14 protein-coding genes are annotated in these 19,107 nt (G+C 72.9%); 8 read left to right on the top strand and 6 right to left on the bottom strand.

All coding sequences use genetic code 11. The features are described 5' to 3' along the window. Positions 1–15: 15 nt before the first annotated feature. Positions 16–801, top strand: a complete 786-nt coding sequence (gene cobS / locus AC07FJ_RS02865) for an adenosylcobinamide-GDP ribazoletransferase (RefSeq protein ID WP_479045268.1) — start codon at positions 16–18, stop codon at positions 799–801. 60 nt (positions 802–861) lie between these two features. Further along, on the top strand, positions 862–1,065 hold the full coding sequence (locus AC07FJ_RS02860; RefSeq protein ID WP_165260076.1) for a cold-shock protein: 204 nt from the start codon (positions 862–864) through the stop codon (positions 1,063–1,065). Between the two features lie 9 nt (positions 1,066–1,074). Here the strand turns inward: AC07FJ_RS02860 and AC07FJ_RS02855 are convergent, their stop codons facing one another. The 5 genes from AC07FJ_RS02855 to AC07FJ_RS02835 all read right to left on the bottom strand — a co-directional run bounded on the left by AC07FJ_RS02855 (position 1,075) and on the right by AC07FJ_RS02835 (position 7,624). Next, positions 1,075–1,869, bottom strand: a complete 795-nt coding sequence (locus tag AC07FJ_RS02855; protein WP_479045266.1) for an endo alpha-1,4 polygalactosaminidase — start codon at positions 1,867–1,869, stop codon at positions 1,075–1,077. Then, positions 1,869–2,495 (bottom strand): spherulation-specific family 4 protein, encoded by a 627-nt coding sequence (locus AC07FJ_RS02850; protein WP_479044569.1) that lies wholly within the window; start codon positions 2,493–2,495, stop codon positions 1,869–1,871. The genes AC07FJ_RS02855 and AC07FJ_RS02850 overlap by 1 nt, the downstream gene beginning before the upstream one ends. A 50-nt stretch (positions 2,496–2,545) precedes the next feature. Continuing rightward, on the bottom strand, positions 2,546–4,000 hold the full coding sequence (locus AC07FJ_RS02845; RefSeq protein WP_479044567.1) for a hypothetical protein: 1,455 nt from the start codon (positions 3,998–4,000) through the stop codon (positions 2,546–2,548). After that, the gene (gene pelF / locus AC07FJ_RS02840) at positions 4,001–5,512 is read right to left on the bottom strand and encodes a GT4 family glycosyltransferase PelF (RefSeq protein ID WP_479044565.1); all 1,512 of its coding nucleotides are present in this window, start codon (positions 5,510–5,512) and stop codon (positions 4,001–4,003) included. It lies immediately after the preceding gene. A 72-nt stretch (positions 5,513–5,584) separates the two neighbouring features. Beyond that, positions 5,585–7,624 (bottom strand): hypothetical protein, encoded by a 2,040-nt coding sequence (locus tag AC07FJ_RS02835; RefSeq protein WP_479044563.1) that lies wholly within the window; start codon positions 7,622–7,624, stop codon positions 5,585–5,587. A 348-nt stretch (positions 7,625–7,972) separates the two neighbouring features. On the opposite strand from AC07FJ_RS02835, the gene AC07FJ_RS02830 reads away from it, so the two are divergent. The 6 genes from AC07FJ_RS02830 (at position 7,973) to AC07FJ_RS02805 (ending at position 18,063) form a co-directional block, all read left to right on the top strand. Continuing rightward, on the top strand, positions 7,973–9,496 hold the full coding sequence (locus AC07FJ_RS02830) for a leucyl aminopeptidase (RefSeq protein ID WP_479044561.1): 1,524 nt from the start codon (positions 7,973–7,975) through the stop codon (positions 9,494–9,496). 437 nt (positions 9,497–9,933) lie between these two features. Beyond that, on the top strand, positions 9,934–11,322 hold the full coding sequence (lpdA, locus tag AC07FJ_RS02825) for a dihydrolipoyl dehydrogenase (protein WP_361414375.1): 1,389 nt from the start codon (positions 9,934–9,936) through the stop codon (positions 11,320–11,322). 58 nt (positions 11,323–11,380) lie between these two features. Further along, on the top strand, positions 11,381–13,228 hold the full coding sequence (sucB, locus tag AC07FJ_RS02820; protein WP_479044558.1) for a 2-oxoglutarate dehydrogenase, E2 component, dihydrolipoamide succinyltransferase: 1,848 nt from the start codon (positions 11,381–11,383) through the stop codon (positions 13,226–13,228). Between the two features lie 209 nt (positions 13,229–13,437). Beyond that, entirely contained in the window at positions 13,438–14,061 is a 624-nt protein-coding gene (locus AC07FJ_RS02815; RefSeq protein WP_479044556.1) for a GntR family transcriptional regulator, read from the top strand. 286 nt (positions 14,062–14,347) lie between these two features. Next, positions 14,348–17,041 carry a pyruvate dehydrogenase (acetyl-transferring), homodimeric type gene (gene aceE / locus AC07FJ_RS02810; protein ID WP_361414371.1) on the top strand — a complete coding sequence of 898 codons (2,694 nt, stop codon included), beginning with the start codon at positions 14,348–14,350 and terminating at the stop codon, positions 17,039–17,041. A 56-nt stretch (positions 17,042–17,097) separates the two neighbouring features. Continuing rightward, entirely contained in the window at positions 17,098–18,063 is a 966-nt protein-coding gene (locus AC07FJ_RS02805; protein WP_479044553.1) for a helix-turn-helix transcriptional regulator, read from the top strand. On the opposite strand, the gene AC07FJ_RS02800 is transcribed toward AC07FJ_RS02805, so the two are convergent. After that, a complete protein-coding gene (locus AC07FJ_RS02800) occupies positions 18,054–19,007 on the bottom strand; it encodes an SDR family oxidoreductase (RefSeq protein WP_479044552.1) in 954 nt (317 codons plus the stop codon). The genes AC07FJ_RS02805 and AC07FJ_RS02800 overlap by 10 nt on opposite strands. Between the last annotated feature and the right edge of the window lie 100 nt (positions 19,008–19,107).

The raw sequence follows: 19,107 nt of genomic DNA, 5'->3' as shown, positions 1-19,107 counted from the left end.
CTGCGCCCGGTGACCATGCCCCGCACCCGTACACGCCTCGACGGCATACGTTTCGCCTTCGGCACCCTCACCGTGCTGCCCGTCCACGTCTCCCGCTGGGACCGCGAGGCGGCCCGCGCCGGAATGCTCGCCGCGCCGCTGGCGGGGCTGGTGGTGGGCCTGTGCGCGGCGGCGGCCGGGGCGGCGGCCCTGCTGCTCGGCGCGGGGCCGCTGCTCGCCGCGGTCGCCTCGGCGGCCGTTCCCGCCGTGCTGACGCGGGGCCTGCACCTGGACGGGCTCGCGGACACGGCGGACGGGCTCGGCAGCGGGAAGCCCGCCGAGGACGCGCTGCGGATCATGAAGCAGTCGGACATCGGTCCCTTCGGCGTCATCACGCTGCTCTTCGTCCTGCTCGCCCAGGTGGCCGCGCTGTACGAGCTGTACGGGGAGGGCTGGGCGTACGGCGCGGTCGCGGCGGCCCTGGGCGGCACGGTCGCCCGGGCCGCGCTCACCCTCGCCTCGCGCGCCTCCGTCCCGGCGGCCCGGCCCGAGGGGCTGGGCGCGGTGGTGGCGGGGACGGTGCCGGGGCGGGCCGCGCTGGGCGTGGGGGCGCTGGTGGGGTGCGCGGCCGCCGGGGCCGGGGCGCTGTTCGGGCCGTACGACGCCCTGCGCCACGTACTGGCGGGGCTGCTGGCCCTGGTGGTGGCGGAGGCGCTGCTGCGGCGCTGTGTGCGGCGGTTCGGCGGGGTGACGGGGGATGTCTTCGGGGCGGTGGCGGAGACGGCGGCGACGGTGGTGCTGGTGGTGCTGACATTGGCCTAAGGGGTGTTTGAGCCACGCGGGAGCCTGGTAGTCGAGGATCGAGGAAGAAGGAGAATGATCATGGCAACCGGCACTGTGAAGTGGTTCAACGCGGAAAAGGGCTTCGGCTTCATCGAGCAGGACGGCGGCGGTCCCGACGTGTTCGTCCACTACTCGGCCATCGCCAGCACGGGGTACCGCGAGCTCAACGAGGGCCAGAAGGTGCAGTTCGACGTCACGCAGGGGCCGAAGGGCCCGCAGGCGGAGAACGTCACCCCGGCCTGACGGGACCGCTCAGCAGGGCTCTCGCCAGGCGTCGAGCTCGTACCGCTTCAGTATCGAGCTCGTCCGCAGCCGTTCGGCCTGCGGGCAGAACGCCCGGGTCGGGAGCTCGTACTCCACGTGGAAGACGGCCTTGCCCGCCGTCAGAAAGGGGCGCAGGCGCTCGCATTCGCGGAACTGCGCGCACTGTTCATTGACCGCGAAGTCGAAGTCCTGGACCAGATCGGGGATCTGGTCCAGGTCGTTTTTCAGGCCGACGGCGAGACCGCGCTCATGGGCGAGACGGGCGATGAGGCGGTTGTAGCGCAGCTGGTCGGCGGCGGTGAGCGGGAATCCGGTCTCGTTGGCGTACCCGTCCATGTTGTCGGGCTCCACGGCGTCGAAGCCCTTGGTCCGGCACATGTCGAGGCGGGCGGCCATCAGCGGTTCGAGGACGTCGGTGCGGCGGATGTCGAGCCAGCGCTCGCCCTTCCAGCCGTTGTCGCGCCCGATGACCTCCTGGGGGAACCTCGCGGCGTCGGGCCGCCAGTCCTCCCAGGCGCCGGTGGAGAGGTAGCAGATCACCTTGCGGCCGCGCCGGTGCAGGTCGTCGACCGTGGCGCGGGGGTGGTCGAAGCCGTCGATGTCGTACACGGGTACGTCGACGGCCGGGTCGAGGCGGCCGCTGAGCTGCCACTGCCAGGGCTGCCCGGGGGCCGGCTGCCAGCGCCGCCCCTCGTGCGGTGTGGGTGGCGCCGGGTCGGAGGGGCTCGTACACCCCGTCGCGAGCAGCAGCAGCGCGGCGACGAACAGCAGGGCGCGGCGCATCACGCGCGCCTCCCGCCGCCGGCCAGGACGTGCGGCAGCGTGCCCCAGGGGTGGGCGCCGGCGCCCGGGACGGCGCACCGGACGCGCGTGGTGACGCGGGCGTCGGCGTCGGGCGGGGCGGCGTAGACGAGGTGGCAGTAGTGGTCGGCGACCGGGAGGTCGAGGACGCGGTAGGCGTCCCAGGGGCCCTCGAAGGTGACGAGCAGGTCGGCCAGTTCGGCGTACGCGGGGTGGGGGTGCGCCCCGTGGTTGAGGACGAGGGTGGCGGCGCCGGCCGCGCGGGCGGCCACGCCCAGGCGCCGGTAGTGCGGGGCGAGGTGCGGATCGGTGGGGACCTGGTCGAGGAAGGCGCCGTCGGCGCCGTACCAGTCGCGGTGGCGGACCAGGTCGGTGAGGACGTCGGCGTGGGGGCGGCGGCCGTAGTCGGTGTCGGTGTAGCCGAGCACGCACACCCCGGCCGCGCGCAGCCGGTCGGCGACGGTCACGAAGGCGGGGTCGGGGGCCGGGCCCGCGCCGCTCGCGGGGTTGAGCACGACGCCGTAGAGGAGCGGCGCGGCCGCGATGATGGCGTCCCACTCGGCGGGGCGGTCGGCGGGGTGCTCGTAGTAGGGCACCAGGAGGTCCACGGGCGTTTCCTTTGCGTGCTTCAGGTGCGGGCGCTTCAGGTGCGCGTGCTTCAGGTGCGGTGGGTGGTCGCCCGTCCGAGCAGTACCCAGCCGAGGGCGGCCAGTACCGCGGCCGCGGCCCCGGTGACGACCGCGCCGGCCGCCTGCGGGTCGCCCGCGCCCGTCGCCAGGGACACCGTCTGGGCGCCGGTCGCCGCCACGCACACCAGCGCCGCGCTGAGCGCCGCGCCGAAGGACTGCAGCAGCAGGGCTGCCCACAGGACGGTCCCGATGAGCAGCAGCGACACCAGCCGGAGCCCGTCCAGGGCGGGCGCGCCCGGCCACAGCAGCGTTCCGCCGGCGGCGAGGGCCAGCAGGACGGTGAGGTACGCGGTGAGGCACAGCGCCAGCGTGGTCGCGGTGGTGCGGCGGAAGGCGCGGGCGCTGGTGCTGGCCCGCAGTCCGGCGAGGCTCTCGCTGCGGAAGCGGTGCAGCAGCCATTCGGCGGGGCCCATCGAGAGGGTGAGCGCCACGGCGGAGGGCGCCGCCACCGCCGCGCCGGGCCCGTCGGCGAGGACGTCGCCGAGCGCGGCGTACAGCACGAGCCCGCCGGTGCCGAGCCCGAAGAGGCCGTACGGCAGCGACGCGGCGAGCCGGGGCGCGGCCCTCCCGGGCACGCCGGGTGCGGCGAGCGGCAGGAGCACCCGCAGCGCGAGCGCCACGGCCGCGACGAGCGAGGCGAGCAGCAGGGCGGTGCGCACGGCGAGCGGCGGGTCGTACCAGAACGCGGCGGGGGCGCCCGCCGCCAGCGGCAGCAGCGCGCCCAGCAGGGCCTTCTCGCGGTCGAGGACCAGCAGGACGGTCGCGGCGGCCAGGTACAGCGACTGTCCGGCCGCGAAGGCGGCGGCGCCCCACTCCCCCGGCCCGGTCGCGGCGACGGCGACGACCGCGCCCGCGAGGGCTCCGGCCGGGGCGCCGGTGAGCAGGGTACGGGCGGCGGCCTGGCGGTCGCCGAGGCCGAGCCAGGAGTAGGCGCGGTGGGAGAGGGCCTGGTTCCAGACCCAGCCGGTGACGGCCCCGGCGAGCAGCGGAACCGTTCCGGCGGGCAGGCCCAGTGCGCCGGGCGGGCCCGCGAGGAGGGGCGCGCCGAGGACGTACGCGAGACCGGGCAGGGCGAAGACCAGACCGCGCAGGAGGCAGCCGCCGAGGCCGGTGTGCCAAGGATCGGTGGGCGGGCCGTCGGGTTCGGGGAAGCGGCGCTCCACGCGCGCGTAGAGGTCCTCGGCGAGGGCGAAGGAGTCGGGGCGGCCGTAGGTGAGCCGTATGTGGTCGTCCGTCATGCCGTCGGATTCGAGGATGGCGGCTATCTCGTCGGGGTGGACGGCGGCCGCTATCAAGTCCTCCAGGCGGTGGGCGAGCTCGTCGAGCGGATCGGGCGCGGCCCAGCTGGGGCGGGGGCGCGGGATCGCCGGAAGGGTGCCGGTGGCGCCGGGGGCGGGCGGGGTGAGCCAGAGGGAGCCGCTCATTCACATCGTCCGATCGAGCTCGCGGTACCAAGGGTCCGGGATGCGGAGCTGGAGGGTCCAGTCGTCGGGCTCCGCCGCGGGAGCCTCCGGGACCCCGGCGAGCTCCCGGTAGATGCGGCGGAAGCCGTCGACGGAGCGGTGCAGCGTGAACCGGTCGACGACCCGCTGCCGGGCCCTGCGCCCGAGCTCGGCGCGCCGCTCCCCGTCGCGCAGCAGCGTGAGCACGGCCTCGGCCATGACCGCCGGTTCGCGCGGCGGGACGACGAGGCCGGTGTCGCCGACGGCCTCGCGTACCCCGCCCACGTCGGTGGAGACGGTGGCCCGGCCGCAGGACATGGCCTCGATGAGCGAGAAGGGGAACCCTTCGCTGATGGAGGAGAGCATCACCACGCTGCCCGCCGCGTAGGCCGACGCCACGTCGGAGATCCGGCCCTCGTACACGATGCCGTCCGTGACGCCCAGTTCGGCGGCGAGCTTCTCCAGCCGGGTGCGGTAGTCCTCGTTCCCGGCCGGGACGGGCCCGAACAACCGCAGCCGCAGCTCGGGCAGTTCCGCGCGGGCGATGGCGTACGCCCGGATCAGGGTCTCCAGGTCCTTGATGGGATCGACGCGGCCGCACCAGCTGAGGGTGGGCACGGCGGGCTCGGGGCCGGCGAGCGGGAAGGCGTGCGGGTCGACGCCGTTGTAGACGGTGCGGATGCGGTCGGCGGGGGCGCCGCCTCGCTCCTCCCAGCGCCGGTTGTACTGGTTGCAGGGCGTGATGAGGTCGGCCTTGCGGTAGCCGAGGGAGTTGAGCTCCCGGTAGAAGCCGAGCATCAGCGCCTTGACGGGCCAGCGCTGGGCCTCGGTGCGGTAGCCGAGGTAGCGCTCGCGGAGGTAGATGCCGTGCTCGGTGAGGAGAAACGGTACGCCGTCGAGGTGCTGGGCGGCGAGGGCGGGAAGGGTGGCGAGACCGCTGGAGACGGCGTGGGCGACGCTGTCGGCGGGGATGCGGGCGGCGAGCGGCCGCAGCGCGTGTTCGAGGAGGTCGGTGGCGGTCAGGGCGTCGTGGACGGTGGGGCGGGCGGCGGCGGTCCGCAGGTGCGGCATGGTCCATATCCACATCAGCGACCGCAGCACCGACTCGGAGCGCAGGGCCGAGGAGAGCCGTCCGCGGCGGGCGAGCGCGGCCAGGGCGTACAGGCCCTCGCCGAAGTCGCAGCCGGCGGACGGGTCGAGTATCGAGAGCAGGAAGCGCTCGTAGGTGTCGGTGAAGCGGCGCCGCGCCCGCCCGATCAGGGGCCGCCCGCGCCCCGGCGCCGGGCCCCACAGCGGGAAGGCGGTGTGGCGGTAGACGTTGGGCGGGAGCTCCCAGGTGACGGGCTCGCGGCCGCTGCCGGTGAGGGCGAGGATCTGGAAGTCGACCTCGGGCATGCCGCGGACGAGCTGGTCGCACCAGGTGCTGACGCCGCCGTGGACGTGCGGATAGGTGCCTTCGGTGAGCATGGTGACATGGCGGCCTGTGGTCGGCATTCGGTTCCCCCCCGGGAGTGAGCTCGTCAGGCGCTGGTGGCGCGGTGGCGCCGGCGGTGCTGGTGGCGCTGGTCAGGCGGTCGGCAGGGTGAGGGTGATCGCCGTCTGGAAGGTGTCGGGAGCGGTCCAGGCGGAGCGGGCCCCGGCGTAGGGCGTGCCGAACGCCGTCGTACCGAGCAGCTGCTGCTTGCGGGTGCCCTCGGGCGCGGTGACCGGGGCGGTCACGCCGGCCGGTGCCTTGACGGTGACGGTGGCGCCGATGCGGTACGCGGTGACCTTGCCGTCCGCGAGGGCTTGGTCCCAGGCGGCGCGGCGGGCCAGTTCGGCACCGATGTCGCGGTGGCGGGGGTTGACGACCGGGGTGTTCTCCGCGAACAGGGCGCGGTGGTCGGCGAGGACCTTGTCGAGGACGGGGTAGAGGAGCCGCTCCTCGGCGAGGTTGGACTGGTGGACGTAGTGCGGGCGCGGGTCGTTGGCCATGACGTGGCCCAGCGCGGTGCGGGCCTCCTGCGGGACGATGTGCTCGGCGTACCCGGTGCGTACGTCGAGCGGCTCGTCGAGGCAGGTGGAGGCGGGGTTGGTGGCGCAGACGCCGCTGCCGCCGTCCTCCTCGGAGGTGTAGATCCAGTTGTACTCGTCGGTCATCTCCTCCGCCGTCCCGACGTTGTAGTACACGTTCATCGGGTGGCGGGGCACGGTCTTCGCGGCGCCCACGGGTCGCTGCCGGGGCTCTCGGGAGTTGTCGCTCGCGATCCAGCGGACCCCGGTGTCGGAGAGCGCCCCGGCGAGGTTCGGGTTGTCGGTGAGCTGCTGCGGCAGGGTCTTCAGGCCGGAGTGCTCGCCGGTGACGAGCTCGGCGCGGTCGACGGCGAGGCCCTTGTTCACGGCCCAGGTGTGGTTGTCGCGGATCTGGGCGGCGATCTCGGCGCGGCTCGTCCAGCGGGTGTTGCCGTACGCGTCCTTGGCGCACTGCCACGGCACGGTGGAGGTGTCCTGGACGCAGCCGAGGAAGGGGTGCGTGTAGGTGTGGTTGACCCAGCGGTACTGCGCCCGGTCCGCGAGGAGCTGGGCGGTGAGCGGGTCGCTGCCGCCGTGCTCGGCCTTCCACTCCTCGCCGGAGCCCGCGTTGTAGACCATGTCGAGGGTGAGGCCGCTCGCCCGCTGCCACTGGGCGGCGTACTGCGCGTCGGCCGCGGTCATGCGGATCGGCGGCGTGCCCTCGCCGTCGCCGCCCGGGCAGTCGAAGTCGCCGGGCGTGCAGTTGCGGACGGTGTCCCAGCGGGCGTCGGGGGCGAAGACGTCGTCGACATGGACGGAAAAGTAGTTCCGGCTCTGTCCGAGGTGTACGCCCTGAGTCAGCCATTCCACGATGCCCCGGGCGAGGGCGCGGAACTGCCGCTGGTGCCGGTTGTAGGCGAAGGTGACGACGAGCTCGCGCCGCCCGTCGTGGGCGTATTCGCCGAGGAGGCTGGCCCGGCCGCCGCCGTCGCCGGTGGCCACGTCCAGGTAGCTGGTGTATCCGGCGCGGGGGCGTCCGGCGTACCCGTAACTCTCGGAGACGTCCGGGTCGTTGTCCTCGAAGACGACCGGCCCGTCGAGGTACTGGAAGGGCCCCGCCTTCCCGGCGGCGGTGAGGGCGGTCTCCACGCCGTCGAACACCCCGGAGCGGCCGCCGTCGTCCGTGTACTCCAGGCCGACGCCGGGGTGGGCCCAGGTGTACGCGTCGACCTGCGGGATCGCGTACGTCCGCTCGTACGCGGCGAGCGCGTCCCGCTCCGCCGCGGACAGCCCCTGGGGCGCCTCGTCGGGCAGCACCACGCCCTGGTACTTGGCGCGCGGGCGCCCGTCGACCGTGTCGGCGAGGAAGGCCGCGTCGATGACGGGGCGGCCCGGGTCGCCGAGGCGGACCGCGCGGTACGGCGTGCCGGAACCTTTCAGTTCGGAGGTGAGGGCCTCCACCGCGCCGCCGCCGTCGTCCACGACGAGCACCGTGAGGTCGATGCGGGGCGTGGGCGCGGCCGCCGCGCCGGCCGCCAGGAGCGCGCCGGTCAGCAGCACCGCGGCGAGCAGCGCGGCCGCCGTGCGCCCGGCGCGGATTCCGTGGACGTGCATGGTCTTTCCCCCCTCGCGGGACCCGCCGGCGCGCGTGGGGGCGCCCGGAGGATCTGTGGAGATGATGCAAAGGGCCGGATCGCTCCCTTGCACGATTGAGCAGAGTGTGACCGAGCTCTCACCCATATGGGGAGGCAAACGTGAAAGAGACACCACGGATGAGTGAATTGCCGCCGCCGTGAGCGAGACGGGAGCGCGCGCGTAGGCTCGTCCCGGCGTTCCCCGGGCCGAATTACGATGCGACGGGCAAGGTCGGCCCACCCCTCGACCGCATCTCGGCCGTGCCATGGCCGTACGCCAGCCGCACACGCCGCCCGACCACTCAAACGGAAGCGAGATTTCACCACCGTGACTGCTCTCACTCTCAGCACCGCCGGCGCGGCGACACTGCGCGCCGACGTCCTCGTCGTCGGCGTCGCCAAGAGCCCGCAGGGCGGCAAGGGGCTCGTCGTCGCACCCGGCGCCGAGGCCGTCGACCAGGCGTTCGACGGAAAGCTCGCCGACGTCCTGGAGACCCTCGGTGCCTCCGGCGCCGACGGCGAGGTGACCAAGGTGCCGTCCCCGGCCGGCCTGAAGGCCCCGGTCGTGCTCGCCGTCGGCCTCGGCCAGGCGCCCGAGAAGGACGACGAGACCTACTCCGCCGAGGCCCTGCGCCGCGCCGCCGGCACCGCCGCCCGCGCCCTCGCCGGTACGAAGAAGGCCGCCTTCGCGCTGCCCATCGAGGCCGTCGAGGACGCCGAGGCCATCGCGGAGGGCGCGCTGCTGGGCGCGTACGCCTTCACGGCGTACCGCGAGCAGGGCAAGGACGCCAAGGGCCCCCTCGCCGAGGTGGCGCTGCTGGGCGCGAAGCCCCGCGACAAGGCGTACAAGGCGGCGGCGGAGCGCGCCGTCGCGCTCACCGAGGAGCTCAACCGCGCCCGCGACCTGATCAACACCCCGCCCAACGACCTCACCCCCGAGGCCTTCGCCGCCATCGCCACCGCGGCCGGCAAGGAACACGGCATCAAGGTGCAGGTGCTCGACGAGCGCGCCCTCACCAAGGGCGGCTACGGCGGCATCCTCGGCGTCGGCGCCGGTTCCGCGAACCCGCCCCGGCTGGTGAAGCTCGCCTACACGCACCCCAAGGCGGAGAAGACGCTGGCGCTGGTCGGCAAGGGCATCACGTACGACTCGGGCGGCATCTCCCTGAAGCCGGCGGGCCACAACGAGACGATGAAGTGCGACATGAGCGGCGCCGCCGCGGTGTTCGCCGCGGTCGTCACCGCCGCCCGCCTCGGCCTGGAGGTGAACATCACCGGCTGGCTGGCGCTCGCCGAGAACATGCCGTCCGGCTCCGCCCTGCGCCCCGGTGACGTGCTCCGCATGTACAGCGGCAAGACGGTGGAGGTGCTCAACACCGACGCCGAGGGCCGGCTCGTGCTGGGCGACGCGCTCACCCGCGCCTCGGAGGAGAACCCGGACGCCATCGTCGACGTCGCGACGCTCACCGGCGCGATGGTGCTGGCGCTCGGCAACCGCACCTTCGGCATCATGGCCAACGACGACGCCTTCCGCACCGCGGTCCACGAGATCGCGGAGGAGGCGGGCGAGCAGTCCTGGCCGATGCCGCTCCCCGCCGAGCTGCGCAAGGGCATGGACTCCCCGACCGCCGACATCGCCAACATGGGCGAGCGGATGGGCGGCGGCCTGGTCGCCGGCCTGTTCCTGAAGGAGTTCGTCGGCGAGGGCATCCCGTGGGCCCACCTCGACATCGCGGGCCCCGCCTTCAACGAGGGCGGCCCCTACGGCTACACCCCCAAGGGCGGCACCGGCTCGGCGGTCCGCACCCTGGTGAAGCTCGCGGAGCGGGTGGCCGCGGGCGACCTGGGCTGATTTTTTAAGGGCTCGGTTCGCCTCCGGAGCGCTTAAGCCGGTGTCGACGGTCGATCGTGCTCGGGTCGCTCGTACCTCGCGACCCTCCGCGCGTTCTCCCTTTCGACGCCGGCGCGCTCCTTCGGCTCACTCGCCAGGTAGAGCAGGCGGCCCCGGAGGCTCACTCCGGGGTCGTACGCCGTCGGGGCGGGCCCGGCTCCGGGGCGACGGAATCCGTAGGTTCGTACGCGTCGGCGGCCCGGGCGCGTGGACGATCCGCCGTCTCAGAGCCTGGCCCGGCGTCTCTTGTTCCGGCAACAAGTGCGAAGATGGGTTCTCGGCAGGACAGGGCCCCCACCACAGGGCCGAAGAATCAGCGGCCGAACACCAGCCGACAGGCCGGTCATCCCCCGAGGCCGGGGGCCCGGCGACCGGCGCACATGCATGGAGGACGTGACGTGGCGAACGACGCCAGCACCGTTTTCGACCTAGTGATCCTCGGCGGTGGCAGTGGCGGTTACGCCGCGGCCCTGCGGGGTGCGCAGCTGGGCCTGGACGTCGCACTGATCGAGAAGAACAAGCTCGGCGGCACCTGCCTGCACAACGGATGCATTCCCACGAAGGCCCTGCTCCACGCCGGTGAGATCGCGGACCAGGCCCGTGAGGCCGACCAGTTCGGTGTGCTCACCACCTTCGAGGGCATCGACATCAAGGCCGTCCACAAGTACAAGGACGACGTGATCGCGGGCCTGTACAAGGGCCTGCAGGGCCTGGTCGCCTCCCGCAAGGTGACGTACATCGAGGGCGAGGGCCGGCTCTCCTCCCCCACCTCCGTCGACGTGAACGGCCAGCGGGTCGAGGGACGCCACGTCCTCCTCGCCACCGGTTCCGTACCGAAGTCCCTCCCGGGCCTGGAGATCGACGGCAACCGCATCATCTCCTCGGACCACGCGCTGACGCTGGACCGGGTCCCGGAGTCCGCGATCATCCTGGGCGGCGGCGTCATCGGCGTCGAGTTCGCCTCGGCGTGGAAGTCCTTCGGCACCGACGTCACCGTCATCGAGGGCCTGAAGCACCTCGTCCCGGTCGAGGACGAGAACAGCTCGAAGCTTCTTGAGCGCGCCTTCCGCAAGCGCGGCATCAAGTTCAACCTCGGCACCTTCTTCCAGAGCGCCGAGTACACCGACAACGGCGTCAAGGTCACCCTGGCGGACGGCAAGACCTTCGAGGCCGAGGTGCTGCTCGTCGCCATCGGCCGCGGCCCGGTCTCCGCCGGCCTCGGGTACGAGGAGCAGGGCGTCGCGATGGACCGCGGCTACGTCCTCGTCGACGAGTACATGCAGACCAACGTGCCCACGATCTCCGCCGTCGGCGACCTCGTCCCGACCCTGCAGCTCGCGCACGTCGGCTTCGCCGAGGGCATCCTCGTCGCGGAGCGGCTGGCCGGCCTGAAGCCGGTTCCGATCGACTACGACGGCGTGCCGCGGGTGACGTACTGCCACCCCGAGGTCGCCTCCGTGGGCATCACCGAGGCCAAGGCCAAGGAGATCTACGGCGCGGACAAGGTCGTCGCTCTGAAGTACAACCTCGCGGGCAACGGCAAGAGCAAGATCCTCAAGACCGCGGGCGAGATCAAGCTCGTGCAGGTCAAGGACGGTGCCGTGGTCGGCGTCCACATGGTCGGTGACCGCATGGGCGAGCAGGTCGGCGAAGCGCAGCTGATCTACAACTGGGAGGCGCTGCCGGCGGAGGTCGCGCAGCTCATCCACGCCCACCCGACGCAGAACGAGGCGCTCGGCGAGGCTCACCTGGCGCTGGCCGGCAAGCCCCTCCACTCCCACGACTGATCCGCTCAGTCCGGGCGCGACGACCACTTACCGCAATTCGTTAGGAGCAACTGAAACCATGTCGGTTTCCGTAACCCTGCCGGCGCTCGGCGAGAGCGTCACCGAGGGCACTGTCACCCGCTGGCTGAAGGCCGAGGGCGAGCGCGTCGAGGCCGACGAGCCGCTGCTCGAGGTGTCGACCGACAAGGTCGACACCGAGATCCCCGCCCCCGCGTCCGGCGTCCTGGCCTCCATCAAGGTCGCCGAGGACGAGACGGTCGAGGTCGGCGCCGAGCTGGCCATCATCGACGACGGCTCCGGTGCCCCGGCCGAGGCTCCGGCCCCGGCCGCCGCCGAGGCCCCCGCCGCGGAGGCCCCCGCCGCGGAGGCCCCCGCCGCGGAGGCTCCGGCCGCCGAGGCCCCCGCCGCCCAGGCCCCCGCCGCCGAGACCCCGGCTCCGGCTGCCGAGGCCCCCGCCGCCGCTCCGGCCGGTGGCGCCGAGGGCACCGACGTCGTGCTGCCCGCGCTGGGCGAGTCGGTCACCGAGGGCACCGTCACCCGCTGGCTGAAGCAGGTCGGCGAGGAGGTCACGGAGGACGAGCCGCTGCTCGAGGTCTCCACGGACAAGGTCGACACCGAGATCCCGGCCCCGGCTTCCGGTGTGCTGCTGGAGATCGTGGTCGGCGAGGACGAGACCGCCGAGGTCGGCGCCAAGCTGGCCGTCATCGGCGCCGCGGGTGCCGCTCCGGCGGCCGCCCCGGCCCAGGAGGCTCCGGCCCCGGCCGCCGCCCCCGCCCCGGCTCAGGAGGCTCCGGCTCCGGCCGCCGCCCCCGCCGTGGAGGCCCCGGCCGCCCCGGCTCCGGCTCCGGCCGCTGCTCCGGCTCTCGCCGCGCCCGCCGCTCCGGCTCCGGCTCCGGCTCCGGTCACCCCGGCTCCGGCCGCCGCCGCGCCCGCCGCGCCCGCCGCGCCCGCACAGCCGGCGGACGAGGGCGCGTACGTGACCCCGCTGGTCCGCAAGCTCGCCGCCGAGAACGGCGTCGACCTGTCGGCCGTCAAGGGCACCGGCGTCGGTGGCCGCATCCGCAAGCAGGACGTCCTGGCCGCCGCCGAGGCCGCCAAGGCCGCCGCTGCCCCGGCCCCCGCCGCGGCCGCTCCGGCCGCCGCCGCTCCGGCCGCCAAGGCGCTGGCGCTGGAGGCGTCGCCGCTGCGCGGTCAGACGGTCAAGATGACCCGGATGCGCAAGGTCATCGGCGACAACATGATGAAGGCGCTGCACTCGCAGGCCCAGCTGACCTCGGTCGTCGAGGTCGACATCACCAAGCTGATGAAGCTGCGCGCCCGCGCCAAGGACGCGTTCGCCGCCCGCGAGGGCGTCAAGCTGTCCCCGATGCCGTTCTTCGTCAAGGCCGCCGCGCAGGCGCTGAAGGCCCACCCGGTCATCAACGCGCGGATCAACGAGGACGAGGGCACCATCACGTACTTCGACTCGGAGAACATCGGCATCGCCGTGGACTCCGAGAAGGGTCTGATGACGCCGGTCATCAAGAACGCCGGCGACCTGAACATCGCGGGCATCTCCAAGGCCACGGCCGAGCTCGCGGGCAAGGTCCGCGGCAACAAGATCACCCCGGACGAGCTGTCCGGCGCCACCTTCACGATCAGCAACACCGGCTCGCGCGGTGCGCTGTTCGACACGGTCATCGTGCCGCCGAACCAGGTCGCCATCCTGGGCATCGGCGCCACCGTCAAGCGCCCGGTGGTCATCAACCACCCGGACCTGGGCGAGACCATCGCGGTGCGCGACATGACCTACCTGTCGCTCTCCTACGACCACCGCCTGGTGGACGGCGCCGACGCCGCGCGCTACCTGACGGCCGTCAAGGCCATCCTGGAAGCGGGCGAGTTCGAGGTCGACCTCGGCCTGTAGCCCGCCCCTCCCGGCGTACGGGACATGACGACGGCGCCCCCGGTCGGAACTCTCCGGCCGGGGGCGCCGTCGTCGCGTGAGCCGCTGCGTGAGCCGTCACGTGTGCCGTCGCGTGACAGGTGTCTCGCGCCCCGGGGCAGCCATCGGCCCTGACCGGGCGGAATAATGGCGATCAGGCGATCGACCGCCGCAGCCGCGAAGGAGCCCCCATGACCCCGCCCGTCGTCCACTCGCTGCGCGACCAGATCCGCGAGCACATCGTGGAGGGCATCGTCAGCGGCCGCTGGAAGCCGGGTGAGCGCATCGTCGAGCGGCGCATCGCCACGGAGCTGGAGGTCAGTCAGACGCCCGTGCGCGAGGCGCTGCGCGAGCTGGAGAGCCTGCGGCTGATCGAGTCGGCGCCCAACAAGGGCGTACGGGTACGCAACCTCACGGCGGCGGACCTGGAGGAGAGCTACCCCGTGCGCGCCGGTCTGGAGCAGATCGCCGCCGAGCTGGCGGCCGACCGCCTGGGCGAGGACTGCTCGGCCCTGGAGCCCCATGTGGCGGCCCTCTACGAGGCGGACGCGCGGGCCGACGGGACCGCCCAGGTGCGGCACACGGTGGCGTTCCACCGGGAGCTGGTGCGCGCCGCGCACAACAGCGTGCTGCTGCACACCTGGGAGGGGCTCGGCATCGAGGTCTTCACGGCGTTGTCGATCCGCTGGCTCGGGACCGTACAGAAGTCGTACGCGGAGGAGCACGACGAGCTCGTCCAGGCCTTCCGCCGACGGGACCCCCAGATCGGGGTCCTGGTGAAGCAGCACGTCCTCGGCTGCGCTCCGAGGGCCTGACCACCCCTCCCCACGCCCCCTTTCACGCCGGCGCGCACGCCCCCGCTCATTTGGTGGCGTGCGCGCTCATTCTCCCTGCCCACCTGCGAAAACAAGGCACCGGGTGCCCATTTTTGTGGCACCCGATGCCGACTTTGCCCTTCTGGGAAAGATTTTTCCCCGAACACTTTGATCGATCATCGATCACGGTCGTACAGTCGTCCGCGGACTTCAACAGAGGTCCACCTCGCCCTGTCCTGCCAAGACCAAGGGCTCCACACCCCTTCGACTCCGGAAGGCGGCGATTATGACGACCGACCCGAACCGCATCCAGCCGAGCGAGCTCGACCAGCTGCCGGACCGCGACCCCGAGGAGACCGCCGAGTGGCAGGCGTCCCTCGACGCCGTCGCCAAGGCCGCCGGGCCGCACCGCGCCGCGTACCTGATGCGCCGCACCCTGGAGCGCGCCGAGGGCGCCGGTCTCGCGCTGCCCAAGCTGCTCGAAACCGACTACGTCAACACCATCCCGACCGCCGCCGAGGCCGCGTACGGCTTCGACGGCGACGAGGCGATGGAAGCGAAGATCACCGCCTGGAACCGCTGGAACGCGGCCGCCATGGTCTCCCGCGGCGCGAAGTACGGCGTCGGCGGCCACATCGCCACCTTCGCCTCCGCCGCCTGGCTCTACGAGACCGGCTTCAACCACTTCTTCCGCGGCAAGGAGGGCGACGGCTCGGGCGACCAGCTCTACATCCAGGGCCACGCGTCGCCCGGCATCTACGCCCGCGCCTTCCTCGACGGCCGCCTCACCGAGCAGCACCTGGACAACTTCCGCCAGGAGTCCGGCGGCAACGGTCTGCCGTCCTACCCGCACCCGCGGCGCCTGCCCTGGCTGTGGGAGTTCCCGACGGTGTCGATGGGCCTCGGCCCGCTCTCGGCGATCTACCAGGCGCGGTTCAACCGCTACCTGACCAACCGCAACATCAAGGACGTCTCGAACTCCCACGTGTGGGCGTTCCTCGGTGACGGCGAGATGGACGAGCCCGAGTCGACGGCGGCCCTCGCGCTCGCCGCCCGTGAGGAGCTCGACAACCTCACCTTCGTCATCAACTGCAACCTGCAGCGCCTCGACGGCCCGGTCCGCGCCAACTTCAAGATCGTGCAGGAGCTGGAGGCCCAGTTCCGCGGCGCCGGCTGGAACGTCGTGAAGTCGCTGTGGGGCACCGCCTGGGACGAGCTGTTCCAGCTCGACACCACGGGCGCGCTCGTACGCCGCCTGCGCGAGGTACCGGACGCGCAGATCCAGACGTACCAGACGCGTGACGCGGCCTACATCCGCGAGGACTTCTTCGGCAAGGAGCCGGCGCTCGTCGAGATGGCGAAGCTGCTCTCCGACGACAAGATCATCGAGTGCTTCCACCACTCGCGCGGCGGCCACGAGTCCCGCAAGGTCTTCGCCGCGTACAAGGCCGCGCTCTCCCACAAGGGCGCGCCGACCGTGATCCTCGCCCAGACGGTGAAGGGCTTCACCCTCGGCAAGGGCTTCGAGTCCAAGAACGCCAACCACCAGATGAAGAAGCTCTCGGTGGAGGAGTTCAAGGACATGCGGGACCTGCTGGGCCTGCCGATCCCGGACTCCGCCTTCGTCGACGGCCAGGTGCCCTACGGCCACCCCGGCGCCGACTCCCCCGAGGTCCGCTACCTCCAGGAGCGCCGCGCGGCCCTCGGCGGCCCGGCCCCGGCCCGCCGCGTCCACCCGGTCGCGCCGCTGCCGGCCCCGGCCGACAAGGCGTTCGCCGCCTTCGACAAGGGCTCCGGCTCGCAGTCGGTCGCGACGACCATGGCGTTCGTCCGCCTGATGAAGGACCTGATCCGCGACAAGGAGACCGGCAAGCGCTGGGTCCCGATCGTCCCGGACGAGGCCCGCACCTTCGGTATGGAGTCGCTGTTCCCGTCGCTCGGCATCTACTCGCCGAAGGGGCAGACGTACGAGCCGGTCGACCGCGACCAGCTGATGTACTACCGCGAGGCCAAGAACGGCCAGATCCTCAACGAGGGCATCACCGAGGCCGGCTCGATGGCCGACTTCATCGCCGCGTCGACCGCGTACTCCACGCACGGCGAGCCGATGATCCCGTTCTACATCTTCTACTCGATGTTCGGCTGGCAGCGGACCGCCGACCAGATGTGGCAGCTCGGCGACCAGCTCGGCCGCGGCTTCCTCGTCGGCGCCACGGCGGGCCGCACCACCCTGACCGGTGAGGGCCTGCAGCACGCCGACGGCCACTCCCCCGTCATCGCGGCGACCAACCCCGCAGCGCTGACGTACGACCCGGCGTTCGCGTACGAGGTCGCGGTCATCGTCAAGGAGGGTCTGCGCCGGATGTACGGCGAGACCGCGCCGGGCGAGGACCAGAACGTCTTCTACTACCTGACGGTCTACAACGAGCCGATGCCGCAGCCCGCCAAGCCGGAGGGCGTGGACGAGGGCATCATCAAGGGCCTGTACCGGTTCAAGGAGGGCACCGCGCCCGCCGCCGACGCGCCGCGCATCCAGCTGCTGTCGTCGGGCACGGCGATCCACTGGGCCCTGGAGGCGCAGGAGCTGCTCGCCGCCGAGTGGGGCGTGACCGCCGACGTGTGGTCCGCGACCTCGTGGTCCGAGCTGCGGCGCGACGCGCTGGAGGCCGACGCGGCGCTGCTGCGCGGCGAGGAGCGGGTGCCGTACGTCCGCCAGGCGCTGGCCGACGCGCCCGGCCCGGTGCTGGCGGTCACCGACTACATGCGCCAGGTCCCGGACCAGATCGCGCAGTGGGTCGAGCAGGACTACAGCTCGCTCGGCGCCGACGGCTTCGGCCTGTCGGACACGCGTGAGGCCGCCCGCCGCCACTTCGGCGTGGACGCCCCGTCGATCGTGGTCGCGGCCCTGGCCCAGCTGGCCAAGCGCGGCGAGGTCCCGGCCTCGGTCGTGAAGGACGCCCGCGAGCGCTACGGCCTGTAGGTCTCGTGTGCGAGAAGCCCCCCGCTCCGGCGGGGGGCTTCTTGCATGATGGGGCCATGCGCGCTGCCCGGCTGATCAAGATGGTGCTGCTCCTCCAGTCCCGCCCCGTCATGACGGCCGCCGAGCTCGCGCGCGAGCTGGAGGTGTCGGAGCGGACGATCACGCGGGACGCGCTGGCGCTCTCGGAGGCCGGGGTGCCCGTGTACGCGGACCGGGGCCGCGCGGGTGGCTACCGGCTGATCGGCGGCTACCGGACGCGGCTGACGGGCCTGGCGCGCAGCGAGGCGGAGGCGCTGTTCCTCTCGGGCGTACCGGGGGCGCTGCGGGACATGGGGCTGGACGACGCGGCGTCGGCGGCCCGGCTGAAGGTGTCGGCGGCGCTGCTGCCGTCGTTGAAGGACGCGCCCGTCTCGGCGGCGCAGCGCTTCCACCTCGACGCGCCGGGCTGGTACCAGGAGCCCGAGACGCCGGAGCTGCTGCCGACGCTCGCGGAGGCGGTGTGGGACGACCGGCTGGTCTCGGCGCGCTACCGGCGGCGGGACGGCGAAGTGGAGCGGGAGCTGGCGCCGTACGGGCTCGTGCTCAAGGCGGGCGTCTGGTACCTGTGCGCCCGCGCCGAGGACGCCTTCCGCGTGTACCGGGTGGACCGGTTCACGGCCGTGGCGCTCGGCGACGACCGCTTCGTACGGGACGAGGGGTTCGACCTGCCGGGGTTCTGGGAGGAGCGGGCGGCCGAGTTCGCCCGCTCCCTGCTGCGCACGGAGGTGGTGGTCCGGCTCGGCGGGGCGGGGGCGCGGTGGCTGCCGCGGGTGACGGACCGGGCCGCCGCCCGCGAGGCGCTGGAGGCGGCCGGTCCGCCGGACGCGGAGGGCCGGGTGACGGTCACCCTCCGGGTGGAGTCGGAGGAGGTGGCGTACTCCCAGCTCCTCCAGCTGGGCCCGGAGGCGGAGGTGCTGGAGCCGGTCTCGCTGCGGGCGCGGTTCGCCGAGGCGGCGGCCCGGATGATCGAGCTCTACCGGTAGTCGTCGACGGTGGCCTGCTTCCCTCCGTGGACGACGTCGATGAAGTACCCCCAGGCGTCGGGCCGCGAGCCGTCCGTGTCGGTGAAGCCGTACACCTTGGCGAGCTGCCCGCTGGAGAGCGACTGCCCGTTCCAGCGGTGGCGGTCGGGGTCGGCGGCGAGCGCGGCGACCGCCCGGCCGACGTAGACGGGTGACTCGGCGATGGCGAAGTGCGGGTCCTTCTCCGTTCCCTCGCGCCAGTTGTCCTCGCGTACGCCGAAGGCGTCGAGCATCTCCTCGGAGCGCAGGAAGCCCGGGGTGACCGCCACGGCCGTGCCGCCCACGTCCTTCAGGTCCTCGGAGAGGGCGAAGGCCATACGGATCGGGGTGGTCTTGGCGAGGTCGTAGTAGAAGTTCTCGCGGAAGCGGGTGGTGTTGTACTCGGCCGTTCCGTCGGTCATCTCGACCACCAGGGCGCCCGGGTGCCGGATCAGCAGCGGCAGCGCGCAGCTGCTGGTGATGGCGTGGCTCCGGATGCCGAGGTCCAGCATGCGCAGGCCGTCCTGCAGGTCCGTGTCCCACATCTTGACGCCGAACTTCAGCAGGTGGTCGCCGCCCCAGAGGCTGTTGACCAGGACGTCGAGCCGGCTCCGCTCCTCGTCGATGCGCGCGACCAGCGCCCGGACCTCTTCGGGTACGAGGTGGTCGGTCGGTACGGCGATGCCCTCGCCCCCGGCCTCGGTGACCAGCTCGGCGGTCTGCTCGATGGTCTCGCCGGCCCGGCCGACCTCGCTGACCTTCGTACGGGTGGTGCGGCCGGTGACGTACACGGTGGCGCCCGCGGCGCCGAGTGCGACGGCGATGGCGCGGCCCGCGCCGCGCGTGGCGCCCGCGACGAGGGCGATCTTCCCGGCGAGCGGCTTGTCGTTGCTGTGGTGCGCCGTGGTCGGCTGCGTCTTCGTCATACGACGACGGTGACAGCGAAAGGCGACACCTGCTGTCCGGATTCTTTTCGGCCGTTCCTTTCGGCCGTTCGGCGTGCGCCGCCGTCCGCCACCCAGGATG

This window comes from Streptomyces sp. NPDC045998 (assembly GCF_056430285.1).
The sequence above is the reverse complement of the archived record's forward strand: the minus strand, read 5'-3'. Positions and strand labels throughout refer to the sequence as shown.

What these genes read in the sequence shown, in the direction of transcription:
- AC07FJ_RS02845 (WP_479044567.1), bottom strand. Translation starts at nt 4,000, where the DNA reads ATGAGCGGCTCCCTCTGGCTCACCCCGCCCGCCCCCGGCGCCACCGGC.
- sucB (WP_479044558.1), top strand. Translation starts at nt 11,381, where the DNA reads ATGTCGGTTTCCGTAACCCTGCCGGCGCTCGGCGAGAGCGTCACCGAG.
- AC07FJ_RS02860 (WP_165260076.1), top strand. Translation starts at nt 862, where the DNA reads ATGGCAACCGGCACTGTGAAGTGGTTCAACGCGGAAAAGGGCTTCGGC.
- AC07FJ_RS02855 (WP_479045266.1), bottom strand. Translation starts at nt 1,869, where the DNA reads ATGCGCCGCGCCCTGCTGTTCGTCGCCGCGCTGCTGCTGCTCGCGACG.
- AC07FJ_RS02815 (WP_479044556.1), top strand. Translation starts at nt 13,438, where the DNA reads ATGACCCCGCCCGTCGTCCACTCGCTGCGCGACCAGATCCGCGAGCAC.
- pelF (WP_479044565.1), bottom strand. Translation starts at nt 5,512, where the DNA reads ATGCCGACCACAGGCCGCCATGTCACCATGCTCACCGAAGGCACCTAT.
- AC07FJ_RS02805 (WP_479044553.1), top strand. Translation starts at nt 17,098, where the DNA reads ATGCGCGCTGCCCGGCTGATCAAGATGGTGCTGCTCCTCCAGTCCCGC.
- AC07FJ_RS02835 (WP_479044563.1), bottom strand. Translation starts at nt 7,624, where the DNA reads ATGCACGTCCACGGAATCCGCGCCGGGCGCACGGCGGCCGCGCTGCTC.
- aceE (WP_361414371.1), top strand. Translation starts at nt 14,348, where the DNA reads ATGACGACCGACCCGAACCGCATCCAGCCGAGCGAGCTCGACCAGCTG.
- AC07FJ_RS02800 (WP_479044552.1), bottom strand. Translation starts at nt 19,007, where the DNA reads ATGACGAAGACGCAGCCGACCACGGCGCACCACAGCAACGACAAGCCG.
- cobS (WP_479045268.1), top strand. Translation starts at nt 16, where the DNA reads ATGCCCCGCACCCGTACACGCCTCGACGGCATACGTTTCGCCTTCGGC.